The 24,893-nt window shown below is 73.4% G+C and carries 18 protein-coding genes and 1 pseudogene; 15 read left to right on the top strand and 4 right to left on the bottom strand.

The genetic code is table 11. The features are described 5' to 3' along the window. Positions 1–143: 143 nt before the first annotated feature. From AAFN69_RS05825 to AAFN69_RS05815, 3 genes and pseudogenes are all read left to right on the top strand, one after another. Positions 144–1,175: a ComEA family DNA-binding protein gene (locus tag AAFN69_RS05825; RefSeq protein ID WP_347727284.1), complete on the top strand. Its 1,032-nt coding sequence runs from the start codon at positions 144–146 to the stop codon at positions 1,173–1,175. Further along, positions 1,172–3,757 (top strand): annotated as a pseudogene (locus AAFN69_RS05820) (ComEC/Rec2 family competence protein); the annotation flags it as partial. The gene AAFN69_RS05825 and the pseudogene AAFN69_RS05820, both read left to right, overlap by 4 nt. Before the next feature lie 284 nt (positions 3,758–4,041). Then, the gene (locus AAFN69_RS05815; RefSeq protein ID WP_347727184.1) at positions 4,042–4,815 is read left to right on the top strand and encodes an arylamine N-acetyltransferase; all 774 of its coding nucleotides are present in this window, start codon (positions 4,042–4,044) and stop codon (positions 4,813–4,815) included. 84 nt (positions 4,816–4,899) lie between these two features. Here AAFN69_RS05815 and AAFN69_RS05810 read toward each other — a convergent pair whose 3' ends face one another. Then, complete coding sequence (locus tag AAFN69_RS05810) at positions 4,900–5,145, bottom strand: hypothetical protein (protein ID WP_347727183.1); 246 nt, start codon at positions 5,143–5,145, stop codon at positions 4,900–4,902. A 56-nt stretch (positions 5,146–5,201) separates the two neighbouring features. Between AAFN69_RS05810 and holA the strand changes: the two genes are divergently transcribed. Next, positions 5,202–6,188, top strand: a complete 987-nt coding sequence (gene holA / locus AAFN69_RS05805; RefSeq protein WP_347727182.1) for a DNA polymerase III subunit delta — start codon at positions 5,202–5,204, stop codon at positions 6,186–6,188. A 356-nt stretch (positions 6,189–6,544) separates the two neighbouring features. Here the strand turns inward: holA and rpsT are convergent, their stop codons facing one another. Then, complete coding sequence (gene rpsT / locus AAFN69_RS05800; protein WP_347727181.1) at positions 6,545–6,811, bottom strand: 30S ribosomal protein S20; 267 nt, start codon at positions 6,809–6,811, stop codon at positions 6,545–6,547. Positions 6,812–7,063: 252 nt separating this feature from the next. On the opposite strand from rpsT, the gene lepA reads away from it, so the two are divergent. The 3 genes from lepA to hemW all read left to right on the top strand — a co-directional run bounded on the left by lepA (position 7,064) and on the right by hemW (position 12,621). Continuing rightward, positions 7,064–8,932: a translation elongation factor 4 gene (gene lepA, locus AAFN69_RS05795; RefSeq protein WP_347727283.1), complete on the top strand. Its 1,869-nt coding sequence runs from the start codon at positions 7,064–7,066 to the stop codon at positions 8,930–8,932. Between the two features lie 420 nt (positions 8,933–9,352). Next, positions 9,353–11,242, top strand: a complete 1,890-nt coding sequence (locus AAFN69_RS05790; RefSeq protein ID WP_347727180.1) for an AMP-dependent synthetase/ligase — start codon at positions 9,353–9,355, stop codon at positions 11,240–11,242. A gap of 146 nt (positions 11,243–11,388) precedes the next feature. Beyond that, positions 11,389–12,621: a radical SAM family heme chaperone HemW gene (gene hemW / locus AAFN69_RS05785; protein WP_347727179.1), complete on the top strand. Its 1,233-nt coding sequence runs from the start codon at positions 11,389–11,391 to the stop codon at positions 12,619–12,621. Between the two features lie 84 nt (positions 12,622–12,705). Here the strand turns inward: hemW and AAFN69_RS05780 are convergent, their stop codons facing one another. Together AAFN69_RS05780 and AAFN69_RS05775 are read right to left on the bottom strand one after the other, a co-directional pair. Beyond that, the gene (locus tag AAFN69_RS05780) at positions 12,706–13,539 is read right to left on the bottom strand and encodes a DUF3097 domain-containing protein (RefSeq protein ID WP_347727178.1); all 834 of its coding nucleotides are present in this window, start codon (positions 13,537–13,539) and stop codon (positions 12,706–12,708) included. A gap of 363 nt (positions 13,540–13,902) precedes the next feature. Further along, positions 13,903–14,640 (bottom strand): MBL fold metallo-hydrolase, encoded by a 738-nt coding sequence (locus AAFN69_RS05775; RefSeq protein ID WP_347727177.1) that lies wholly within the window; start codon positions 14,638–14,640, stop codon positions 13,903–13,905. 176 nt (positions 14,641–14,816) lie between these two features. Between AAFN69_RS05775 and hrcA the strand changes: the two genes are divergently transcribed. The 8 genes from hrcA (at position 14,817) to AAFN69_RS05735 (ending at position 24,883) form a co-directional block, all read left to right on the top strand. After that, positions 14,817–15,842, top strand: coding sequence for a heat-inducible transcriptional repressor HrcA (gene hrcA / locus AAFN69_RS05770; RefSeq protein WP_347727282.1), 1,026 nt, complete (start codon positions 14,817–14,819; stop codon positions 15,840–15,842). Continuing rightward, positions 15,843–16,979, top strand: a complete 1,137-nt coding sequence (dnaJ, locus tag AAFN69_RS05765) for a molecular chaperone DnaJ (protein WP_347727176.1) — start codon at positions 15,843–15,845, stop codon at positions 16,977–16,979. It abuts the gene before it with no gap. Positions 16,980–17,335: 356 nt separating this feature from the next. Beyond that, the gene (locus AAFN69_RS05760) at positions 17,336–18,424 is read left to right on the top strand and encodes a nitronate monooxygenase (RefSeq protein WP_347727175.1); all 1,089 of its coding nucleotides are present in this window, start codon (positions 17,336–17,338) and stop codon (positions 18,422–18,424) included. After that, positions 18,421–19,164, top strand: a complete 744-nt coding sequence (locus tag AAFN69_RS05755) for a 16S rRNA (uracil(1498)-N(3))-methyltransferase (protein ID WP_347727174.1) — start codon at positions 18,421–18,423, stop codon at positions 19,162–19,164. The genes AAFN69_RS05760 and AAFN69_RS05755 overlap by 4 nt, the downstream gene beginning before the upstream one ends. Before the next feature lie 520 nt (positions 19,165–19,684). Next, positions 19,685–20,347: a hypothetical protein gene (locus AAFN69_RS05750; RefSeq protein ID WP_347727173.1), complete on the top strand. Its 663-nt coding sequence runs from the start codon at positions 19,685–19,687 to the stop codon at positions 20,345–20,347. Positions 20,348–20,676: 329 nt separating this feature from the next. Next, a complete protein-coding gene (locus AAFN69_RS05745) occupies positions 20,677–24,042 on the top strand; it encodes a S41 family peptidase (protein ID WP_347727172.1) in 3,366 nt (1,121 codons plus the stop codon). Further along, a complete protein-coding gene (locus tag AAFN69_RS05740; RefSeq protein ID WP_347727171.1) occupies positions 23,945–24,385 on the top strand; it encodes a LysR substrate-binding domain-containing protein in 441 nt (146 codons plus the stop codon). Before AAFN69_RS05745 ends, AAFN69_RS05740 begins: the two co-directional genes overlap by 98 nt. A gap of 138 nt (positions 24,386–24,523) precedes the next feature. Next, entirely contained in the window at positions 24,524–24,883 is a 360-nt protein-coding gene (locus AAFN69_RS05735; RefSeq protein ID WP_347727170.1) for a histidine triad nucleotide-binding protein, read from the top strand. The last annotated feature ends 10 nt before the right edge of the window (positions 24,884–24,893 follow it).

Genomic DNA, 24,893 nt, shown 5'->3' with positions numbered 1-24,893 from the left:
CGGCCTCCGACAGCCGTGCCCGGACCGCGCGAGGTACCGCCGCCCGGCCCCGGCCGGGCGGTCCCAGAGGCCCGGGGCTCCGGGTGCCGTCACACAGGCGGGGCGGACGGGTGCGGGTTCTGTCCGCCGCCGCTGCCGGCAGGGTGGCGGCGAGTCCCTTCGGGCCCGGCGCTCCGCCGGGCGGTCCGGCCGGGCGGTCCGTCACCGGCGGTCCGTCCGGCGGAAGTCCGCCGGCGAAACCCGCTCCGGGGCCGGCGGGGGACCGGGCCCGGTCCCCGGCTCCGGCCGTGGACCCGGAGGCGGAACCGGACACGGCCTCGGCCTCGATCTCTGCCGCTGCCCCGGCTTCCGGCAGGGACACGGGCAGGGCTGCGTACACCCGGCCAGCCCCGGGCATCAGCAGCGGCCCGGGACCGTTACCGGTGCCCGCGGTCCGGGCCGCGGGCGGTCTCCGGCGGGCGGGATCCGCCCTGCGCGAGCGGCTGCCCCTGTGGGTGCGGCTCCGCTGGGGTCTCGAACCCAGAACTCTGGCGGCCCTGGCCGTCGTTCTGGTCGTGGCCGCCGTCCTCGCGGTTCACCACTTCTGGTCCGGGCGTCCGGAGACGGTGCGGGCGCCGGATGTGATCCGGCCGGGGATCGCGGAGGACGGCGGCACCCGGGGATCCGCGCCGGAGCGCGGCCCGGCACCCCCGGCCGGGCCCGTACGGAGGATCACCGTCGATGTCAGCGGCAGGGTACGGCGGCCCGGGGTGCTGCGCCTGCCCGCCGGTTCCCGGGTCGCCGACGCGCTGAACGCCGCCGGCGGGGTCCGGGCGGGCACGGATCTGACCGGTCTCAACCGGGCCCGGGTGCTCGCCGACGGCGAGCAGGTGATGGTGGGAGTGGTTCCGCCGCAGGGCATGCACGGAAACGGGGCGGCGAGCGCCGGGCCGGCCGTCTCCGGTGTCACCGGCGCCTCCGGCGAGGGTGGTCCGCGCGCCGGTGCGGTGCTGAGCCTCAGCTCGGCGACGGCGGAGCAGCTCGACACCCTGCCGGGCGTGGGGCCGGTGCTGGCTCGGCACATCGTCGACTATCGCACCCGGCGCGGCGGCTTCCGTTCGGTGGACGAACTCCGTGAGGTCAGGGGAATCGGCGACCGCCGGTTCGCGGACCTCAGGCCGCTGGTGCAGCCATGACACGACGTACCGTCCACCTGGCCTCGGGACACCGGCTGGGCGCGGCTCATCCCCGGGAGGAGGGACCGGCCGATCTGCGGCTGGTGGCTCCGGCCCTGGCGGCCTGGGCGGCATCCGCGATCTCGTTGAGCGCCCCCGGAGCATGGACGGCGGCCGGAGTGGCGATCGGTGTCACCGCGGCGCTGCTGCTGTCGGCCCCGCCGGCGGTGCGAGCGGTCCGATCACGGCTCGGGCGCTCCGGGGGGTGTGCTCCGCACTCCGCGGGCGGAGCACACCCCCCGGACGGGTCCCGGCGGCGGCTGAACGCCACCGCGCTCGCCGCGGTGTCGCTCTGCGCCGCCGCGGGCGCCGCCACTGCCGGCCTGCACGGGGCAGATGTGCGACGAGGGCCGCTCCCCGGCCTGGCGGACCGGTCCGCCCATGTCACGGTCGACGCCACCGTCTCCTCCGACCCGAGGCTCGTCCGGCCGCCGGCCCCGGGGGGCCGGGGCGCGACGAGGCTTCTCGAATTCGAGGTGGAAGCGACCCGGGTGACCACGGCGAGCGGGGCGGTGACCGAGACCCGGACACCCCTTCGTGTGGCCGTCCGCCCGGGAGACCCCGGCGGCGCCCTCACCCGGTGGCAGCGGCTGCTGCCGTCGACCGGACTGGAGCTGACGGGGCGTCTGACACCGCCGGCCGAGGGAGAACACCGCTTCGCGGCCGTACTGAGAGTGCGGGACGCGGGCCCGCGCGTCACCGGCGCCCCCACCGTGCTCCAGCGCACGGCCGGAGACCTCAGGGCGGGACTGCGGGAGGCGGCGGACGGGCTGCCGCCGGACGCCCGGGCTCTCCTCCCGGGGCTGGTGGTGGGCGACACCTCCCGGGTGCCGGCCGATCTGGAGGACGCCTTCAGGGCAACGGATCTCACTCATCTGCTGGCCGTCTCCGGCAGCAATCTCTCCATCGTCCTCCTGCTGCTGATCGGGCCACCGGGCAGAGCCCTCCTCGCCGAACGCGGCGGGCTCGCCCCCCGGCTGGGCATCACGCTCCGGGGCACGGCACTCGCCGGGGGAGCACTGACCCTCGCCTTCGTCATGGTGTGCCGGCCGGAGCCGAGTGTGCTCAGAGCGGCGGCGTGCGGCGCCATCACCCTGCTCGCCATCGGCACCGGACGCCGCAGGACGCTCCTGCCGGCCCTCGCGGCAGCCGTGCTCCTGCTGCTGCTCCTCAATCCGCAGCTGTCACGGAGCCATGGCTTCCTGCTCTCCGTACTGGCCACCGGAGCACTGCTGACCATCGCCCCCGGCTGGAGCGCGGCGCTGCGGCGCCGGGGTGTGCCGCCACGGCTCGCCGAGGTGCTCGCCGCCGCTGCCGCCGCGCAGGCCGTATGCGCTCCCGTGGTCGTGGTCTTCGCGGCCCGGGTCAGTCTGGTGGCCATCCCCTGCAACCTGCTCGCCGAACTCGCCATCGCCCCGGCCACCGTTCTCGGCTTCGCGGCGCTGGCGGTCGCCCCGGTCGCGATGGCTCCGGCCGAGGCCATCGCCCTGGTGGCCGGATGGCCCGCGGGGTGGATCGCCACCGTCGCCCGCAAGGGCGCGGAACTGCCCGGAGCGCAGCTGGACTGGCCGGGCGGCCCGCACGGCGGAGTGCTTCTCGCCGTCGCCGGCGCGGTGGTTCTGCTCGCCGTCCGCGGACTGCCCGGGCGCCCCTGGACCGCCGCGCTCTGCACCCTGCTGCTCCTGTCGGCCATCGTCCGCCCGGCCCCCCTGGTCAGGATCGCCACCGGCTGGCCACCGCCCGGATGGAGCCTCGCCGCCTGCGACGTCGGGCAGGGGGACGCCACCGTGCTGGCGGCCGGGGAGGCGACAGCGGTCGTCGTGGACGCGGGCCCCGATCCGGCACTGGTCGACCGGTGTCTGCGCGACCTCGGCATCACCCGGGTTCCCCTGGTCCTGCTCACCCACTTCCACGCGGACCACATCCAGGGCCTGCCCGGAGTGCTGCGGGACAGATCAGTGGGTGCCGTGCAGACGACCGCCTGCGAGGAGCCGCCCGCGCAGAGCGCCTTCGTTCGCCGGACGACCGCTGCCGCCGGTGTGCCGCGGCTGCGCGCCCGGGCGGGGGAGCGGCGCAGGATCGGTCCGTTGACCTGGGACGTCCTCTGGCCGCACCCCGGCGGACCCCCTCCGGTGAATGCGGCGACGGAACCGGCCGGGGAGGCGGGGTCCTCGTGCGTCCCGGGAGGTGAGGGCGCCAATGACGCCAGTGTCACCCTGCTCGTGCGGGTGGCCGGCGGGCCGAGCCTGTTGCTGCCCGGGGATCTGGAGCCGCCCGCGCAGCGCGGTCTGCTGCTGGCCCATCCGGGCCTGCCCGCCGTGGATGTGCTCAAGGTCCCGCACCATGGGTCCGCCCACCAGCACCCCGGGCTGCTCCGGGCCGCCCGGCCGCGCATGGCACTGATCTCCGCGGGCCGGGGGAATCCGTACGGCCACCCCTCGCCGCGCACCGTTCACGCCCTCCGTGCCCGCGGGGCACTGGTGCTGCGCACGGACGAGCACGGGCCCGTCGCGGTGACGGGATCCGGCCGGAGCCTGCGGGCGGAGCTCCGGGGCGGCCGGGCCAAGACCGCCCGCCACGGCCGGCCGGCCGTTCGCCCCGGGAACGCCGCGGCGGTCCGGGAGGGGCGGGCGGCCCCGGCCCACCCGAGCCGTGCGCCGTTCCGGTCCGGCATCCTCCGGCCGCGCCCCGGCCGGTCCGGCCCCCGCCGCCCGTCGCGGTCGGGCACCTTCCGCCCGTCGTGGTCCGTGGCCTTCCGCCCGGGTCCGGCCGGATACCTCCAGCGGGGTCCTCAACTCCGGGGCGCCGCACGGGTGACACTCTCCTCATGGACGCATACCTTCGCCGCATCGGGGCGGACCGCCCGGACCGTGCCGGCCTCGACGCGCTGCGCGATCTTCAGCTGCGGCATCTGCGGACGGTGCCGTTCGAGAATCTCTCCGTGCACCTCGGGGAGGAGATCGTGCTGGCCGAGGACGCCCTTGTCGCCAAGATCGTCGACCGGCGCCGGGGCGGATTCTGCTACGAACTCAACGGAGCCTTCGCCGCCTTGCTGCGGTCGGTCGGATTCCCGGTCCGGCTTCTCCAGGCCCGGGTCCACGGGGACGGCGGAGAGCTCGGTGTCCCCTATGACCATCTGGCGCTGCTGGTGGAGACCGGGGACGGGGGACGCATGCTCGCCGATGTCGGCTTCGGCGACCATGCCCATTTCCCGCTCGCGTTCGATGAGCGGGGAGAGCAGAGCGATCCGGCCGGAGTGTTCCGGTTCGCCGAGACCGAGCACGGTGATCTCGATCTGTACCGGGACGGCAGACCGCGGTTGCGGCTGGAGACCCGCCCGCAGGTGCTGGACGACTTCCGGGCGGGGGCCTGGTGGCACAGCACCTCGCCCCTGTCCCCTTTCACCCGGTCGCCGGTCTGCTCCCGGCTCACCGGCGACGGGCGGATCACGCTCAGCGGCGCCACTCTGGTCACCACCGTGCGGGGCCTGCGCGGGGAAGAGCCACTGGAAGATGACGCGGCCGTCCTGGCGGCCTACCGGGACCACTTCGGGCTGTCGCTCGACCGGCTGCCGCCCGATCCGCGCCGCGCCGGCGGGTGAGCCCCGGTTCGCAGTCGCAGTCGCAGCCGCAGTCTCAGCCGACAGCGGCGCGGGCGCGGGAGCCCGCCCGCGGGCGGGCCGCCGCTACGGGGTCTCCAGCCAGCCGTCGTACTCGGCGGCGAAGTCGTCCAGAGCCGCCGGATCGAGGCCGGCCGCCGGATCCTCCACCACCACGAGCCACTGCGCGTCCTCGGCGTCGTCCTCACCGGCCAGCGCGTCCCGGAAGAGCTGCGGCTCCTCGGTCACCCCGAACCGGGCCTCCAGCTCCTGTGCCACCTCCTCCGCGGCGTCGCGGTCGGGCAGTACCAGTACATGTCGTCCTTCGCTCACCCGCTCATTCTCCGGCACGGAAGGGAGTGTCAGTGGCCCGTGGGATGCTGGACGCGATGGCCACCAGGAAGAATTCGACCGACGATCCCCTCGCCCCCGTCACGCTCGCCGTGGGCCAGGAGGATCTGCTTCTCGACCGTGCGGTACAGCAGGTGGTGGCGGCGGCCGGGGCCGCCGACGCCGACACGGATGTACGCGACCTCACCGCGGACCAGCTCCAGCCCGGCACCCTCGCCGAGCTGACGAGTCCCTCGCTCTTCGCCGAGCGCAAGGTCGTGATCGTGCGGAACGCACAGGATCTCTCCGCGGACACGATCAAGGACATCAAGGGATACCTGGGCGCGCCCGTCGAGGAGATCACCCTGGTCCTGCTGCACCCCGGCGGTGCCAAGGGCAAGGGACTGCTCGACGCCGCCCGCAAGGCGGGGGCCCGCGAGATCGCCTGCCCCAAGACCACCAAGCCCGCCGAGCGGCTCACCTTCGTGCGGTCCGAGTTCCGGGCGCTGGGCAGATCCGCGACCCCCGAGGCATGCCAGGCGCTCGTGGATTCCATCGGCAGCGATCTGCGGGAGCTGGCCAGTGCGGTCTCCCAGCTCACCGCCGATGTCGAGGGCACCATCGACGAGGCGGTCGTCGGCCGCTACTACACCGGCCGGGCGGAGGCTTCCAGCTTCACGGTCGCCGACCGCGCCGTCGAGGGCCGGGCGGCCGAGGCGCTGGAGGCGCTGCGGTGGTCGCTCTCGACCGGAGTGGCACCCGTACTGATCACCAGCGCGCTCGCGCAGGGGGTGCGGGCCATCGGCAAGCTCTCCTCCGCGCGCGGGGGCCGGCCGGCCGATCTCGCCCGGGAGCTCGGGATGCCGCCCTGGAAGATCGACCGGGTGCGGCAGCAGATGCGGGGCTGGACACCGGACGGGGTGGCGGTGGCACTGCGTGCGGTCGCCGAGGCGGACGCGGGGGTGAAGGGCGGCGGGGACGACCCCGAGTACGCCCTGGAGAAGGCGGTCGTGGCCATCGCACGAGCGGCGCGTTCCCGCGGCTGATCCGGCCGGGCGGGCCCGCCGGGGCTCCGCTCCTCCCGTCCGGGACACGTCGCCCGGGACGCGGCTCCCCGCACGGCGCACCCGTCACGCACCGTGCGCACAGCGGGCATGGCAGAGGCCCCGGGGGTCGTTCCTCGTCCTGGGGAAGGACGGGGAACGGGCCCGGGGCCTCTGACGGGTTCTGCGGTTGGACTCGCACCCGCGTGGCGAACGCAGGTCCAAGTGCGAGTCCGTCGTGCCGGTCGGGGAGCGGAGAGAGAGGGCCCGCTCGGGTCCTTCCGGCGATCACCCGGCATGTCACCCGCGAGGGGGACGGCCGGGCCCCGGGGTCGCCCCCGGGATCACATCAGGGATGCTCAGCCCTGGAGGGAGGCAACCTTGGACGCCAGCGCCGACTTCTTGTTGGCGGCGGCGTTCTTGTGGATGACACCCTTCGAGACGGCCTTGTCGAGCTTGCGGGCGGCCTCGCGAGTGGCCGCGGTGGCCTTCTCGACGTCGCCCGAAGCGGCAGCCTCACGGGCCTTGCGGATCGCGGTCTTGAGCGAGGACTTGACGGCCTTGTTGCGCAGGCGCGCCTTCTCGTTCGTCTTGTTCCGCTTGATCTGGGACTTGATGTTCGCCACGAAAGAGCCTTTTCAGGTTCGATTGATCTCATGTGCGTGTCTCGCGTGAACCCCGAGCCGGCAGGAGAGACCCTCGCCGACCGGGTGTGCCCTGTTCGGACAGGGCACGAGACACAGCTGCCCACGTTACCAGCAGCACTCCGAGCGGCCCAAACCGGTCGCAGTCCTGTACACGTGGGACCATGGAGGCTACGTATCGATCCGCCTTCGCCCGAGACGAGACGCCCGGCGTCTCAAGAATCAGGACCCTGCGTGCCCGCGACTCCTCCCAACGTGCCCGAGCCGAGCCGTACCGACCCGGCGCTGATCCGCAATTTCTGCATCATCGCGCACATCGACCACGGCAAGTCCACGCTCGCCGACCGGATGCTTCAGCTCACCGGGGTGGTGGACCAGCGGCAGATGCGCGCTCAGTACCTCGACCGGATGGACATCGAGCGCGAGCGCGGCATCACCATCAAGTCCCAGGCGGTCCGGCTGCCGTGGGCGCCCTCCGAGGGTGAGGGGCAGGGCAGAACCCACATCCTCAACATGATCGACACCCCGGGCCACGTGGACTTCACCTATGAGGTCTCCCGCTCGCTGGCCGCCTGTGAGGGCACGATCCTGCTGGTGGACGCCGCCCAGGGCATCGAGGCGCAGACGCTCGCCAACCTCTATCTGGCGATGGAGAACGAGCTCGCGATCGTTCCGGTCCTGAACAAGATCGACCTGCCCGCCGCCCAGCCGGAGAAGTTCGCCGAGGAGCTGGCGAATCTGGTCGGCTGCGACCCCGACGATGTGCTGCGGGTCTCCGCGAAGACCGGTATGGGTGTCGAGGCGCTGCTGGACCGCGTGGTGCGCGAGGTGCCCGCCCCCGTCGGCGTCGCCGACGCGCCCGCCCGCGCCATGATCTTCGACTCCGTCTACGACTCCTACCGGGGCGTCGTCACCTATGTACGAGTGATCGACGGCAGCCTCGGCAAGCGCGAGCGCATCCGGATGATGTCCACCGGCGCCACGCACGAGCTGCTGGAGATCGGCACCAACTCGCCCGAGATGCTGCCGGCCGACGGTCTCGGCGTCGGCGAGGTGGGCTATCTGATCACCGGTGTGAAGGACGTCCGCCAGTCCAAGGTCGGCGACACGATCACCCAGCAGCACAAGGGCGCCACCGAGGCACTGGGCGGTTACAAGGACCCCAAGCCGATGGTGTTCTCCGGCCTCTATCCGCTGGACGGCTCGGACTACCCCGAGCTGCGTGACGCCCTCGACAAGCTCCAGCTCAACGACGCCGCCCTGGTGTACGAGCCGGAGACCTCCGCCGCTCTCGGCTTCGGCTTCCGCGTCGGCTTCCTCGGCCTGCTCCACCTCGATGTGATCCGTGAGCGGCTGGAGCGCGAGTTCGGTCTCGACCTGATCGCCACCGCGCCCAATGTGGTCTACCGCGTCCTCATGGAGGACGGCACCGAGCACATCGTCACCAACCCGAGCGAGTTCCCCGAGGGCAAGCTCTCCGAGGTGTACGAGCCGGTGGTGCGCGCCACCATCCTGGCGCCCACCGAGTTCATCGGCTCGATCATGGAGCTCTGCCAGGCCCGCCGGGGCACCCTGCTCGGCATGGACTACCTCTCCGAGGACCGGGTCGAGATCCGCTACACCCTCCCCCTCGCCGAGATCGTCTTCGACTTCTTCGACCAGCTGAAGTCCAAGACGCGCGGTTACGCCTCCCTCGACTACGAGCCCACCGGCGAGCAGTCCGCCCACCTGGTGAAGGTCGACATCCTCCTCCACGGCGACAAGGTCGACGCCTTCTCCGCGATCACCCACCGGGACGCGGCGTACGCGTACGGGGTGCGGCTGGTCGCCAAGCTGCGCGAGCTGATCCCGCGGCAGGCGTTCGAGGTGCCCATCCAGGCCGCCATCGGTTCCCGGGTCATCGCCCGGGAGACCATCCGTGCCATCCGCAAGGACGTCCTCGCCAAGTGTTACGGCGGTGACATCTCCCGCAAGCGGAAGCTGCTGGAGAAGCAGAAGGAGGGCAAGAAGCGGATGAAGATGGTCGGCAGCGTGGAGGTTCCGCAGGAAGCCTTCATCGCCGTCCTCTCCAGTGACGAGAGCGGCGGCAAGACGAAGAAGTAGCCCTTGCGGGCCGGGCCCGGCGCACGGGCCCGGCCCCCGGAAGGCCCCGTACGGCCGCCGGGGCCCGGACGGCGGCCCGGCAGGATGGCGTGCCGGCCCGGATGGCGATTCGGCCGGACGGGGGACATCCGGGGGAGTGCGGGGAGCCCCGGCCGGCCCGGGTGCGGTTGAAGGCGAGGCGGCCGGGGAAGGTGCGGCCACGGAGCCCTGACCGTATGCGTACGGACGGTGCCCGTTCGCACTCCGGAGCACGTCCGCCGTGGCCCGGGGGCCGGGCACGTCTGCCGTCTTCGTTATGAAGCGGCTGCCCGCAGCCTCTTACGCACTGGCACAGTGCGCTCTACCCTGATCACGGCTCGATGGTTACTCGCCAGTTGGAACCGCCAGTCGTGCAGTGCTGCCGCAGGCCCGGAGGACGTCGTGAGCGATACACAGACCATGATCGAGAACCGCCCGCCCTCAGTGGCGGTGCTGTTCACCGAGCGAGTGACGGCGACCCCGGACGCCGAGGCGTTCCGCTATCCGGTGCCGTCCGCCTCGGGCCGGGGCCCCGACGAGTGGAAGTCGCTGAGCTGGGGCGGGACCGCCGAGCGGGTGTACGCCATCGCCGCAGGGCTGATCGATCTGGGTGTCGGCCCCGAGGACCGGGTGGCACTGCTCTCCGCCACCCGGGTCGAGTGGATCCTCGCCGACCTCGGGGTGATGTGCGCGGGCGGCGCCACCACGACCATCTACCCCTCCACCAACGCGGAGGAGTCGGCGTACATCCTCGCCGACTCCGGCAGCAGCGTCCTGATCGCGGAGGACGCGGTCCAGCTCGCGAAGGCCCGTGAGCGGCGCGCGGACCTCCCCGACCTGAGGCATGTCATCGTCATCGACTCCGCCGGCGTGACGCCGGACGAGAGCGACCCCGAGGGCTGGGTGCTCTCCCTCGCCGACCTGGAGGCGCGCGGCGCGGCCCGGCTGGAGAAGAGCCCCGAAGCGGTCGCCGAGCGCATCGCGGCGATCACCTCCGATCAGCTGGCGACCCTGATCTACACCTCCGGCACCACCGGCCGCCCCAAGGGGGTGCGCCTGCCGCACGGCAATTGGTCCTACATGGCGAAGGCAATCGCCGCGACCGAGCTCGTGACCAGGGAAGATGTGCAGTATCTCTGGCTGCCGCTGGCCCATGTCTTCGGCAAGGTGCTGCTGTCCGGCCAGATCGAGGTGGGCCACACCACCGCCGTCGACGGCCGTATCGACAAGATCATCGAGAACCTTCCGGTGGTCCAGCCGACCTATATGGCGTCGGTGCCCCGCATCTTCGAGAAGGTCTACAACGGCGTCGCGAGCAAGGCGCGGGCCGGCGGCGGCGCCAAGTACAAGATCTTCCTGTGGGCGGCCGAGGTGGCCCGCGAGTACGCCAAGGTCACCCAGGACAATTTCCGCCGCACCGGCACCGCCTCCGCGCCGTTCGTGCTGACCGCCAAGCACAAGGCGGCCGACGCGCTCGTCTACTCCAAGCTCCGGGACGCCTTCGGCGGCAGGCTGCGGGCCGCCGTCTCCGGTTCCGCCGCGCTCTCGCCCGAGATCGGCTTCTTCTTCGCCGGTGCCGGAATCCACATCCTGGAGGGGTACGGCCTCACCGAGTCCAGCGCCGCGTCCTTCGTGAACCCGGGCGCGGCCTACCGTACGGGCACGGTCGGCAAGCCGTTGCCCGGCACGGAGGTCCGGATCGCCGAGGACGGCGAGATCCTGCTCCGCGGGCCCGGAATCATGGAGGGGTACCACGGACTGCCCGAGAAGACCCGGGAAGTCCTGGAGCCCGACGGCTGGCTCCACACCGGTGACATCGGCGAGCTCTCCGTGGACGGTTATCTGCGGATCACCGACCGCAAGAAGGACCTGATCAAGACGTCCGGCGGCAAGTACATCGCGCCGACCGAGGTCGAGATCCAGTTCAAGGCGATCTGTCCCTTCGTCTCCAACATCCTGGTCATCGGCGCGGACCGCAATTACTGCACCGCGCTGATCGCCCTGGACGAGCCCACCCTCCTCGGCTGGGCGAAGGAGCACGGCCTGGCGGGCAGGCCCTATGCCGAGGTTCTCGCGGCGCCCGCCACCACCGAGCTGATCCAGGGCTATGTGACCCGGCTCAACGACGGACTCCAGCGCTGGCAGACGATCAAGAAGTTCCGGCTGCTGCCCCGCGACCTGGACGTGGAGCACGGCGATCTCACCCCGAGTCTCAAGCTGAAGCGGCCCGCCGTCGAGCGCGGGTTCCGGCACCTCATCGACGAGATGTACGAGGGAGCGCGCGAGGCGTAGCCCCGCGCGCGGGGGGCTCCCGCACCGCGTACGCCCCCGGCGCGGCGCGGAAGCCCCACCCCGGCCGGCACCCCGGCAGCGCCCCCGTGATCACCCCGTTCCCGCCCCGGGACCGGGGATGCTCGCGGTGACGGACAATGGTGGGTATGCCTTCCGTACTTCCCGATGGCGAGACCGTGCCCGAGGACGGATCGCTTCCCCCTTCCGCCCTCCACGGGGCCGGGGACCGCCCGCTCGCCTTCTATCTGCACGTCCCGTACTGCGCCACCCGCTGCGGCTACTGCGATTTCAACACCTACACCGCCACCGAGCTGCGCGGTTCCGGCGGTGTGCTCGCCTCCCGGGACAATTACGCGGCCACCCTCGCCGACGAGGTCCGCCTGGCCCGCAAGGTCCTCGGCGACGACCCCAGGCCGGTGCGGACGCTCTTCGTCGGCGGCGGTACGCCGACCCTGCTGGCCGCGGCGGACCTGGTGTCGATGCTCGACGCGGTGCGCCAGGAGTTCGGTTTCGCCGACGGCGCGGAGATCACCACGGAGGCGAACCCGGAGTCGGTCGGCCCGGAGTATCTCGCCGAGCTGCGGGAGGGCGGTTTCAACCGGATCTCGTTCGGGATGCAGAGCGCCAAACAGCACGTCCTGAAGATCCTCGACCGCACCCACACCCCCGGCCGCCCGGAGGCATGCGTGGCCGAGGCCCGGGCGGCGGGCTTCGAGCACGTCAATCTCGACCTGATCTACGGCACCCCGGGCGAGAGCGACGACGACTGGCGGGCCTCGCTCACCGCCGCGGTGGGCGCCGGACCCGACCACATCTCGGCGTACGCCCTGATCGTGGAGGAGGGTACGCAGCTGGCGCGCCGGATCCGGCGCGGCGAGGTGCCGATGACGGACGACGATGTCCACGCGGACCGGTATCTGATCGCGGACTCCCTGCTCGCGGAGGCCGGCTACTCCTGGTACGAGGTGTCCAACTGGGCCACCACCGAGGCCGGACGCTGTCTCCACAACGAGCTGTACTGGCGCGGCGCCGACTGGTGGGGCGCCGGTCCCGGCGCGCACAGCCATGTCGGCGGGGTGCGCTGGTGGAATGTGAAGCACCCCGGCGCGTACGCGGCGGCGCTCGCCCAGGGCCGCTCCCCGGGCGCGGGCCGGGAACTCCTCTCCCCCGAGGACCGCAGGGTGGAGCGGATCCTGCTGGAGCTGCGGCTGCGGGACGGCGTGCCGCTCTCCCTGCTGCGCCCCGCCGGCCGCGCGGCCTCCCGCGAGGCGCTCGCCGGCGGACTGCTGGACGAGGCGTCGTACGCGGCGGGCCGGGGCGTGCTGACCCTGCGCGGGCGCCTGCTGGCGGACGCGGTGGTCCGGGACCTGGTGGACTGACGGCGCCCACTCGGGCCCGTACCCCGGCCGGCCCCCGGCCGCCGATACCCGGGCCCGTATCCCGGCCGGCGCCGGGCCCGCCGGTCAGCCCGGCCCGCCGCCGGGGCCGGGCGCGGTCACGAAGTCGATCAGCTCCTCGACGCGCCCCAGCAGCGCCGGCTCCAGATCACGGTAGGACCGCACCCGCGACAGAATGTGCTGCCAGGCCGCCCCGGTGTTCGCGGGCCAGCCCAGTGCCCGGCACACCCCCGTCTTCCAGTCCTGTCCGCGCGGCACGGCCGGCCAGCCGGCGATCCCCACCGACGAGGGCTTCACCGCCTCCCAGACGTCGATGTACGGGTGGCCGGTGATCAGCACATGGTCACCGGTCACGGACGCGGCGATCCGGAACTCCTTCGAACCCGGCACCAGATGGTCCACCAGGACCCCGAGGCGGGCGTCCGGTCCGGGGGCGAACTCGGCGACGATGGCGGGCAGATCGTCGATGCCCTCCAGATACTCCACCACCACTCCCTCGATCCGCAGATCGTCACCCCAGACCCGCTCCACCAGCTCCGCGTCGTGGCGGCCCTCCACATAGATCCGGCCGGCCCGCGCCACCCGCGCCCGCGCACCGGGCACGGCGACCGACCCGGAGGCCGTCCGGGCGGGTGCGGCGGGGGCGGTGCGCCCCGGGCGCACCAGGGTCACCTCACGCCCCTCCAGCAGAAAGCCGCGCGGGGAGAGCGGGAAGACGCGGTGCTTGCCGAAGCGGTCCTCCAGCGTCACCGTCCCCGCCTCGCACCGGATCACCGCACCGCAGAAGCCCGTGGTGATCTCCTCCACCACCAGATCGGGATCGGCGGGGACTTCGGGGGCCGGGGCCTGCTTCCTCTTCCACGGCGGGGTCAGATCGGGGTGGTGATTCCTGCTGTGCATGTGCTCATTCTGCGATGCGCCGCCCCCGGCCGGCGCGGGTACCGGCGATCCGCGCCCCGTTTCCCGCCACGACCGCCATGGACCGCCACGGAGCTCCACGGAACCGGATCGCCGCGAACCCGGTACGCCGAGCACGGCGCGCGCCGAGGAGCGCCGTTGTGCGGGTGCGCGCCGGGGCGCGGCCGGCCGGAGCGCACGCCGGGCGCGACAGCGCCCCGGCACCCCGCCCCGGTACCCGTGCCCCCACTCCCGGCGCCCGCTCCCGGCCTCCCTCGCGGCGCCCGCACCGGCTCACCCCCGGCGTGCGCCCCGCCCCGCCCCCGCACCCCGTCCCGCGCCCGCCCGCACCCCGTCCCGCGCCTCCTACGCCCTCTGCGCCCCGCCGCTGAACCGTTCCGCCAGAGTGTCCCGCTGAGCGCGTACGAAGGCGGCGTCCACCACCGCGCCGTGCCCCGGCACGTACACCGCGTCCTCCCCGCCGAGTGCCAGCAGCCGGTCCAGCGCCGCGGGCCAGCCGGACGGCACCGCGTCGGGCCCCGCCTGCGGCTCGCCCGACTCCTCCACCAGGTCCCCGCAGAAGACCACCGCCGGGGATCCGGGCACCAGTACCGCCAGATCATGGCCGGTGTGCCCCGGCCCCACATCGGCCAGCACCACCCGCCGCCCGCCGCCCAGATCGAGCGTCCGCTCCCCGGAGACCGGATGCGACGGCTCCACCAGCAGTTCGGCCGACTCCGCCGCCTCGGCCTCCGGGACCCCGAACCGCACCGCGTCCGCCCGCAGCGCCTCCCGCTCCGCCGGCAGCACGGTCTCCGTCCCCGCCGCGCCGAACACCGCCACCCCGGCGAAGGCCGCCGTCCCCATCACATGGTCGAAGTGCGGATGGCTGAGTGCGATATGCGTCACCCTCCGGCCGCCGAGCAGCGCCTGCGCCTGGAGGCGCAGTTCCGCCCCCTCCCGGAGCGTGGAGCCCGTGTCGTACAGCAGGGCGCCCGCCGTGCCGGCGATCAACCCACAGGTGGCGTCCCAGCCCGGCAGCCTGCGCCGGCCCACCCCGTCGGCCAGCCTTTCCCAGCCGAACTCTTCCCAACTCGCGTTCATGTCGCGACGTTACCGGGAACGACCCGCGAGGGCGCGCGGTAGCGTGGCCGGTCGCCCTTGCTAGGGGCGTACCCCTCGGCCGTACACTGGCACGGAGAAATCTGGCACTCGCACCCCTTGAGTGCCAGGCAGTGACCGAAGAACCACCGAGGGAAACACAGCTGGAGGTGTGCGCGATGCTCAGTGAACGCAGACTGGAGGTGCTTCGCGCCATTGTCCAGGACTATGTGGGCACCGAGGAGCCGGTCGGCTCCAAGGCCCTCACCGAGCGGCACCGGCTCGGCGTCTCACCGGCGACCGTCCGCAATGACATGGCCGTACTGGAGGAGGAGGGCTTCATCGCCCAGCCCCACACCAGTGCCGGACGCATCCCGACCGACAAGGGCTACCGGCTCTTCGTCGACCGGCTCGCCGGGGTCAAGCCCCTCTCCTCCGCCGAGCGCCGCGCCATCCAGAGTTTCCTGGACGGCGCCGTCGATCTCGACGACGTGGTGGGGCGGACGGTACGGCTGCTGGCGCAGCTGACGCGACAGGTCGCCGTCGTCCAGTACCCCTCGCTGACGCGTTCCACGGTCCGGCACGTGGAGCTGCTGGCCCTCGCGCCCGCCCGGCTGATGCTCGTCCTGATCACGGACACCGGCCGGGTCGAACAGCGCATGATCGACTGTCCGGCGCCCTTCGGCGAGACATCCCTCGCGGATCTGCGGGCCAGGCTCAATGCCCGGGTCGTCGGCCGCCGCTTCTCGGACGTGCCGCAGCTGGTGCAGGATCTCGCCGACTCCTTCGACCCCGAGGACCGGGGTACGGTCTCCACCGTGCTCTCCACTCTGCTGGAGACCCTGGTCGAGGAGACGGAGGAGCGGCTGGTGATCGGCGGCACGGCCAATCTCACCCGCTTCGGCCACGATTTCCCGCTGACCATCCGGCCGGTGCTGGAGGCGCTGGAGGAGCATGTGGTGCTGCTCAAGCTGCTCGGCGAGGCCAAGGAGTCGGGGGGCATGGGCATGACCGTGCGTATCGGTCATGAGAACGCCCATGAAGGGCTCAACTCAACCTCCGTGGTCGCCGTCGGCTACGGTTCGGGCGACGAAGCAGTCGCCAAACTCGGCGTGGTCGGACCGACCCGCATGGACTACCCCGGAACGATGGGAGCGGTACGCGCAGTGGCACGTTACGTCGGACAGATCCTGGCGGAGTCGTAAGTGGCCACGGACTACTACGCCGTACTCGGCGTGCGCCGCGACGCATCTCAGGACGAGATCAAGAAGGCATTCCGGCGGCTCGCCCGCGAGCTGCACCCGGATGTCAACCCCGATCCGAAGACCCAGGAGCGGTTCAAGGAGATCAACGCCGCTTACGAGGTGCTCTCGGACCCGCAGAAGAAGCAGGTCTACGACCTCGGCGGCGATCCGCTCTCCCAGTCGGGCGGTGCCGGCGCGGCCGGCTTCGGCGCCGGCGGCTTCGGGAACTTCTCGGACATCATGGACGCGTTCTTCGGGAACGCCTCCCAGCGCGGGCCGAGGTCGCGCACCCGGCGCGGCCAGGACGCGATGATCCGGCTGGAGATCGACCTCAACGAGGCGGCCTTCGGCACCACCAAGGAGATCCAGGTCGACACCGCCGTGGTGTGCACGACCTGCTCCGGCGAGGGCGCCGCGCCCGGTACCTCCGCGCAGACCTGTGACATGTGCCGCGGTCGCGGCGAGGTCTCGCAGGTCACCCGGTCCTTCCTGGGCCAGGTCATGACCTCGCGGCCGTGTCCGCAGTGTCAGGGCTTCGGCACCGTGGTCCCGACCCCGTGCCCGGAGTGCGCGGGCGACGGCCGGGTGCGGTCCCGCCGCACCCTGACCGTGAAGATCCCGGCCGGTGTCGACAACGGCACCCGGATCCAGCTCGCGGGCGAGGGCGAGGTCGGCCCCGGCGGCGGTCCCGCCGGTGATCTCTATGTCGAGATCCATGAGCTGGCCCACCCGGTCTTCCAGCGCCGCGGCGACGACCTGCACTGCACGGTCACCATCCCGATGACCGCGGGCGCCCTCGGCACCAAGGTGCCACTGGAGACGCTCGACGGGATCGAGGAGATCGACATCCGTCCCGGGACCCAGTCCGGACAGTCGGTTCCGCTGCACGGCCGGGGCATCACCCATCTGCGGGGCGGCGGCCGGGGCGATCTGATCGTGCACGTCGAGGTGATGACGCCGTCCAAGCTCGACCCCGAGCAGGAGCGGCTGCTGCGCGAGCTGGCGAAGCTGCGCGGCGAGGAGCGGCCCACCGGGCAGTTCCAGCCCGGGCAGCAGGGGCTCTTCTCCCGGCTGAAGGACGCCTTCAACGGCCGTTAGCGGGACGGCGGACGGCGACGCGCCCGTACAGCGGCCGTCGCCTCCGCCGCAGGGACGACGCGCTCGCCGGGCGGCATGTGCCGTCACCCGGCAGCCGCATCCGGCACACGCCGGTCCCGTCCGGCACAAGGCGGTCGGGTCCGGCACAAGGCGGTCGGGTCCGGCACAAGGCGGTCGGGTCCGGGACCTCGGTCCCGGGCCCGCGGTGTTCCCGGCCGGTGTGCGGGGCCGCGTCCCCGAACTGCCGGGCCCCGCAACCCCCTTGCCGAACCCCGGTTCAGTAGCCCCCGAAACCCCCTCCGGCACACGGCCGGACTCGATTCGGCGGCCCGGGAGCGGCATGGCACCATGCACGCATGTCCTCCGCACTGACCGATCTCTGCCGGTATCCCATCGTGCAGGCCCCCATGGCGGGCGGTGCTTCCCGCCCCCAGCTCGCGGCCGCCGTCTCCGAGGCGGGCGGGCTCGGATTCCTTGCCGCCGGGTACAAGACCGCGGACGGCATGTACCAGGAGATCAAGCAGATCCGAGGGCTCACCGGCCGGCCCTTCGGGGTCAATCTCTTCATGCCGCAGCCCATGACCGCCGACCCCGCCGCCATCGAGGTCTACGGGCACCAGCTCGCCGGCGAGGCCGGCTGGTACGAGACCCCGCTCGGCGATCCCGAATCGGGGAACGACGACGGCTGGGAGGCCAAGCTCGCGATACTCCGCGACGATCCCGTGCCCGTGGTCTCCTTCACCTTCGGCTGCCCCGCCCCCGAGGTGCTGGAATCCTTCACCCGCGCGGGCACCCGCACCGTCGTCACCGTCACCACGCCGGAGGAGGCGCAGGCCGCGCAGCGCGCCGGTGCCGACGCCCTCTGTGTGCAGGGTGTCGAGGCCGGCGGCCACCAGGGCACCCACCGGGACGACCCGGCCGGCGACAACGCCGGAATCGGACTGCTCACCCTCGTCGCGCTGATCCGCGAGTCCGTGGAACTGCCCGTCATCGCCACGGGCGGACTGATGCGCGGCGCCCAGATCGCCGCCGTGCTCGCCGCCGGGGCGGATCTGGCCCAGCTCGGCACCGCCTTCCTCGTCTGCCCCGAGTCCGGTGCGCACGCCCTGCACAAGCAGGCGATGACCAACCCGCTCTTCCTGCGGACGGAGCTCACCCGGGCCTTCTCCGGGCGGCCCGCCCGGGGGCTCGTCAACCGTTTCATGCGCGAGCACGGACCGTACGCGCCCGCCGCCTATCCCCAGGTGCACCATCTGACCAGCGGGCTGCGCAAGGCCGCCGCCAAGGCCGGCGACGCCCAGGGCATGTCCCTGTGGGCCGGTCAGGGCCACCGGATGGCGCGGTCACTGCCCGCCGCCGAGCTCATCGGCGTACTCGCCGCCGAGATGGCCGCCGCCCGCGCCGGGACCCCGGCCGCCGCCCCTTCCCCCGAGGAGTCCGCATGACCGCGCCCGTCTTCGTCGTGGACTCGCTGGACGGCACCGCTCCCGGAGCCCTGTTCACGCTCGACGGCCCCGAGGGACGGCATGCCGTCTCGGTACGGCGGCTGGAGGCCGGCGAGGAGATCGTGCTGACGGACGGGCGGGGCCGGGGTGCCGCCGGGACCGTGGTGCGGACCGAGGGCAGGGACCGGCTGATCGCCGAGGTGCTGAGCCTTCCGGCCGAACCCGAACCCGGGCCCCGTATCACGGTTGTTCAGGCCCTGCCCAAGGGCGACCGGGGGGAACTGGCCGTCGAGACCATGACGGAGACCGGGGTGGACGAGATCGTGCCCTGGTCGGCGGCGCGCTGCATCACCCAGTGGAAGGGCGAGCGCGGAGCCAAGTCGCTCGCCAAGTGGCGGGCCACCGCGCGCGAGGCGGGCAAGCAGTCGCGCAGGCTCCGCTTCCCGGAGGTCGCGGACGCGGCGACGACCCGGCAGATCGCCGCGCGGCTCGCGGAGGCCGATTTCGCCGCCGTGCTCCACGAGGAGGGCGCGGAGCCGCTGGCCACCGCCGAACTTCCCGAGCGGGGCTCGATCGTGCTGGTCGTCGGCCCGGAGGGCGGGGTCTCGCCGGAGGAGCTGGCGGTCTTCGCGGCGGCCGGGGCCAAGCCGTACCGCCTGGGGCGCACCGTGCTGCGGACCTCCACGGCGGGGACGGCGGGCGTCGCCCTGCTGCTGGGCCGCACCGGCCGCTGGTCCTGAGCCGGCCCGCGCCCGTCCGGGACGGCCGCGGCAGACCGCCCCGTACGCCTCGCCGCGCGCCGGTTCCGCGACGGCGCCGGTCACCGTGCCGAACAGCGGCCAACCGTCCGTTTCCGTTGTCCCGGCGGCGGGCAGCGGCCCCCGTGCCGTCGCCGCGTCAACCGGACGCCGCACCGCGCCCGGCTCGTACAGGTTGAGATGTGTTCCTCCGGGACCCCGGACCGACCCGGTGTGCTCGATGGCGTCCGCGATCCCTCTTCCGGGCCGGGGGACGGAAACCGCTCTCCAGCCGGCCCGGCCTCCGCTCGGTGAACAGGGCCGGGACCATACGGCAGTCCCGGCTTCTCCCGTCGGAGGAGCGGGTGTGGCGGTGCCGTACGGTCCACGGGTGAACCGCGCCGGAGCCGGTGACCAGCCGGCGCGGGCGGTGCGGCTTTCCGCTCATTCCCGGGACCGTACGCGGGACATCTGTCCGCAACCACTCTTTTGCTGTCCGCTCGGCGGTGTCACCCTGCCGTTCATGAAAGGCAAGAGACTCGCACACCGCCGTTTCCCGCTGGCCGTCGTCGCGATCACCGGGAGCGCGGTCATGGCGCTCGCCGCCTGTGATCCGTCCGGCGGCGGGCTGAACGCCGGTTCGGTCGCCCTCACCACCGACCGCGCCACCACCAAGACCCTGGAACGCCTCGGTACCGGGGTGCGCTGGTTCAGCTGTACGGCCGAGGTCGGCGGGGGAGGGGCGAGCGCCACCCCGGCACCGGACGGTTCGGCCGGCACGGTCGCCTGCGAGGGCGAGACCGACACCAAGCAGCAGATCACGCTCAAGGGAAAGGTGACGGACGACAGTTCGGCGACCTGTGTACGGGGCGATCTGATGGCCAGGATCGAGGAGCAGGTCGCCTTCGAGGCCACTTTCCTCGGCGACTGCGGCACCCGGCCCTCCCGTGAGACCCGCCCGCCGGGCGAGGCCCGTCCGTCCAGTGAGGCCCGGCCGGCCGCCGTCTCCTCCCGGGAGGCCGTCCCGGGGCGGCCGGGCCCGACCGTCACCGTGACGCACACGAAGACGAGAACACACACGAGGACGGTGGTGGTGACCAGGACGGTGACCGCGACCGTGACGAGGACGGCGACGGCGACCGTGACGGCGACGCGCACCGTGACCGCCGAGCCGCGGGAGCGGTAGCGGTAGCGGGTGGTGTGGGGCGCGGGGCGCGCTGGGGCGCGGGGGTGGCGTGCGCCGGTGCGCCGCGATCCGCCGGCCGCCGCGCACGCCCGCCCCGTACGCCGGAACGCGCGCCGCGCGCCCACCCGGTACGCCCGCGCCGCGCCCGCCGGACCCGTGCACCGCGCTTCTCCGCGCCCCCGGCCCGTACGCCGGAACTCGCCACCCCCGCGCAGGCCCCCGCGCGCCGTTCCGCGGCCCGTCCGCCGCTTCCGGGCGCCCGCGTTCCACGCTCTTTCCGATCGCCGAAACCCGTGACCACGGTGTGCCGTGCTGCCTAGGGTGACCCTGTGACGCAGCCTGCCTACCTTCGGTATCCGCATATCCACGGCGAGTTGATCGCCTTCACCGCAGAGGACGACGTCTGGGTCGCCCCGCTCGACGGCGGCCGTGCCTGGCGCGTCAGCGCCGACGACATGCCCGTCGACCATCCGCGGATCTCCCCCGACGGCACCCGCATAGCGTGGACCTCGCGCCGCGACGGTGCCCCCGAGGTGCACCACGCCCCCGTCGACGGCGGACCCACGGACCGGCTCACCCACTGGGGCAGCGCCAAGACCGCCGTGCGCGGCTGGACGCCCGACGGCCGGATCCTCGCCGTCACCGCCCATGGCCAGGTCTCCCTGCGCCGCACCTGGGCACGGGCCGTCCCGCTCGACGGCGGCCCGGGGGAGCTCCTTCCGTACGGCCCGGTCGGCGGGGTCGCGCACGGCGCCGGCGGCGGGGTTCTGCTGCTCTCCGCCACCATGGGCCGGGAGGCCGCCGCCTGGAAGCGGTACCGGGGCGGCACGGCCGGAAAGCTGTGGATCGACCGGACGGGCGAGGGGGAGTTCACCCGGGTCCACGCCGGCGTCGACGGAAACATCGAGTATCCGCTCTGGACATCCGGCGGGCCCGGCGCCGAGGGCCGGATCGCCTTTCTCTCCGACCACGAGGGCGTCGGAGCCCTGTACTCCTCCGGGCCCGACGGCTCCGGACTCCGCCGGCACACCCCCTTGGACGGCTTCTGGGCCCGCCACGCGGCCACCGACGGAACGCGTGTCGTCTACTGCGCCGCCGGTGAACTCTGGCTGCTGGACGATCTCGACGGGGCCGAGCCGCGCCGGATCGGCATCCGCCTCGGCGGCCAGCGCACCGATCTGCGCCCCCGGCTCATCCACGCCGACCATCACCTCGGCTCCGCCGCGCCCGACCACACGGGCCGCGGCAGCGCCGTCGAGATCCGCGGCGGCATCCACTGGGTGACCCACCGCGAGGGCCCCGCGCGGGAGCTCGCCGCCGAGCCCGGGGTGCGGGCGAGGCTGCCCCGCACCTTCCGGGCGGACGGCGCGGAACACGTCGTCTGGGTCACCGACAAGGAGGGGGAGGACGCGCTGGAGTTCGCCCCCGCCACCGGCAGAGCCCCGGGGGCCGAGCCGCGCCGGTTCGGTGCCGGCCTGCTCGGGCGGGTGCTGAGCCTGGCCGTCGCCCCCGACGGCGGCAGGGCCGCCGTCGCCTCGCACGACGGCCGGGTGCTGCTGGTCGACCGGGACTCCGGCGCGGTGCGCGAGGTCGACCGCAGCGAGGACGGCGAGGCCACCGGCCTGGTCTTCTCCCCCGACTCCGGCTGGCTCGCCTGGTCCCACGCCGGTCCGGCCCCGCTGCGCCAGCTCAAGCTGGCCCGTCTCACCGATCTCACCGTCGCCGAGGCGACCCCGCTGCGCTTCCGCGACTTCCAGCCCGCCTTCACCCTCGACGGCAAACACCTGGCGTTCCTCTCCGAGCGCGCCTTCGACCCGGTGTACGACACCCATGTCTTCGATCTGGCCTTCATCGGCGGCTGCCGTCCGCATCTGATCACCCTGGCCGCCACGACACCCTCGCCCTTCGGGCCGCAGCGGCACGGGCGCCCCTTCGAGGCCGACCCTCCGGAGGAGGACACGGAGCCGGCCCCGCACAAAGAGGAGGAGGAGGAGAAGAAGGAGCCGTCCCCCGGGACGGAAGGGGAGGACACAAAGGACGGGGAGGACGGGACGGAAGAGGAGGACGGAGCGGGCGGGGAGGAAGGAACGGGAGGGAAGGGCGCCGGGAGCGCGGACGGCACCGTCCCCGTCACCCGGATCGATCTCGGCGGACTCGCCGACCGGATAGTGCCGTTCCCCGTCGAGGCGGCCCGCTACTCCACCCTGCGCGCCGCCAAGGACGGTCTGCTCTGGCTGCGCCACCCCCTGCGCGGAACCCTCGGCGCCAACCGGGCCGGCCCGGACGACCCGGGCCCGCGGACCACCCTGGAGCGGTACGACCTCGTCCAGCAGCGCGGCGAGGAGCTCTCCTCCAACGCGAGCGGATACTCCGTCAGCGGCGACGGCAAGCGGGTCCTCCTCTACTCGGACGGCTCGCTCCGGGTGGTCCCCAGCGACCGGCGCGCCTCCCGCGACGAGGACAGCGACACCAACATCACCGTGGACCTCTCCCGGGTGCGCCGGCTCCTGGACCCGGCCGCCGAGTGGCGCCAGATGTACGCCGAGACCGGCCGTCTGATGCGGGACAACTTCTGGCGCGCCGACCTCGGCGGGGTGGACTGGGACGGCGTACTCGACCGCTACCGCCCGGTTCTCGACCGGGTCGCCACCCATGACGATCTGGTCGACCTGCTCTGGGAGGTCCAGGGCGAACTCGGCACCTCGCATGCCTACGTCTCGCCGCGCGGCTGGTACGGGAGCCGGTCCACCCGGCAGGGACTGCTCGGCGCCGACCTCTCCCGTACGCCGGACGGCACCTGGCGCATCGACCGGGTGCTGCCGTCCGAGACCTCCGACCCGGACGCGCACTCACCGCTCGCCGCACCCGGTGTCGCGGTGCGCGCGGGCGACACCGTTCTCGCGGTGGACGGCCGCCCGGTGGACCCGGTCACCGGACCCGGGCCGCTGCTGATCGGCTCGGCCGGCAAACCGGTCGAGCTGACCATCGCCCCGGCCGGCGGCGGCGAGCGGCGGTACGCCGTGGTCGTACCGCTGGCGGACGAGGAACCGCTGCGGTACCACGACTGGGTCGCGGGCCGGCGGGCGTATGTCCACGAGAAGTCCGGTGGCAGACTCGGCTATCTCCATGTGCCGGACATGCAGGCCCCCGGGTGGGCGCAGATCCACCGCGATCTGCGGGTCGAGGTGGCCCGCGAGGGGCTGATCGTGGACATCCGGGAGAACCGCGGCGGCCACACCTCCCAGCTGGTGATCGAGAAGCTGACCCGCCGGATCGTGGGCTGGGACATGCCGCGCGGCAGAAGGCCGTTCAGCTATCCGCAGGACGCCCCGAGGGGTCCGGTGGTCGCGGTGGCGAACGAGTTCTCCGGCTCGGACGGCGACATCGTCAACGCCGCGATCAAGGCCCTCGGGATCGGCCCGGTGGTCGGGACCCGCACCTGGGGCGGTGTGGTCGGTATCGACAGCCGGTACTCCCTGGTGGACGGGACACTGGTGACCCAGCCCAAGTACGCCTTCTGGCTGGAGGGCCATGAGTGGGGGGTGGAGAACCACGGCGTGGACCCGGATGTGGAGGTGGTGACGACCCCGCAGGACCATGCGGCCGGACGGGACCCCCAGTTGGACGAGGCGGTCCGGATCGCGCTCGCCTCGCTGGCGGAGAATCCGGCCAAGTCGCCCCCGGAGCCGCGGTAGCGGCGGGGGCGGCGGCGGGCGGCCGGCCTCACGGGTACGGGCGGGGCGCCGCCGGCCGGCCCCCGGTCATCCGCGCCTTCCGCGCCCGGCACCCCGGCGCCGAGGTGCGGATCGAGACCGTCCCCCACGACGCGCCCGTGCCCGCCCCGCCCTCCTGGCCGACCGGGTCGACATCGCCCTGCTCACCGAGCCCGACCGGGAGATGGACCTGCTCAGCCCCACCCCGCTCTTCGAGGACGAGATGGTGGCAGTGGTCCCGGCCCGGCACCCCTGGGCCGCCCGCCCGCCGCCCGGCCCGCCCCGTGAGGCAGGCGCCCCCGACCCCGTGCACCCCGCCCCGTGAGGCAGGCGCCCCCGACCCCGTGCGCCCCCGCCCCGTACACCTCCGTGAGGCGGGTCCCCCGCCCGGCCCCGCACACCGTTCCCCCGCCCGTCGATACGATGCACCGGTACCTTGATCCCACCCGAGAAGGAGCCCGGCATGGCGGGAGAAACCCAGGCCGACTGCCTGTTCTGCAAGATCGCGGCCGGCGAGGTGCCCGCCACCGTCGTACACGAGACGGAGACCGTCGTCGCCTTCCGGGACATCACCCCGCAGGCCCCCAGCCATGTCCTGGTGATCCCCAGGGCCCACTACCCCGACGCCGCCTCCCTCGCCGCCGCCGAGCCCGCGCTCGCCGCCGAGGTGCTGCGCGCCGCCGGGGAGGTCGCCGAGCGGGAGAAGACCGCCGGCTCCGGCTACCGCATCGTCTTCAACACCGGCTCCGGCGCCGGACAGACCGTGTTCCACGCGCACGCCCATGTGCTCGGCGGACGCGGCCTCGAATGGCCCCCCGGATAGCGGCCGGCCC

Source organism: Streptomyces sp. CAU 1734, from assembly GCF_039888735.1.
GTDB lineage: Bacteria > Actinomycetota > Actinomycetes > Streptomycetales > Streptomycetaceae > Streptomyces.
The sequence above is the reverse complement of the archived record's forward strand: the minus strand, read 5'-3'. Positions and strand labels throughout refer to the sequence as shown.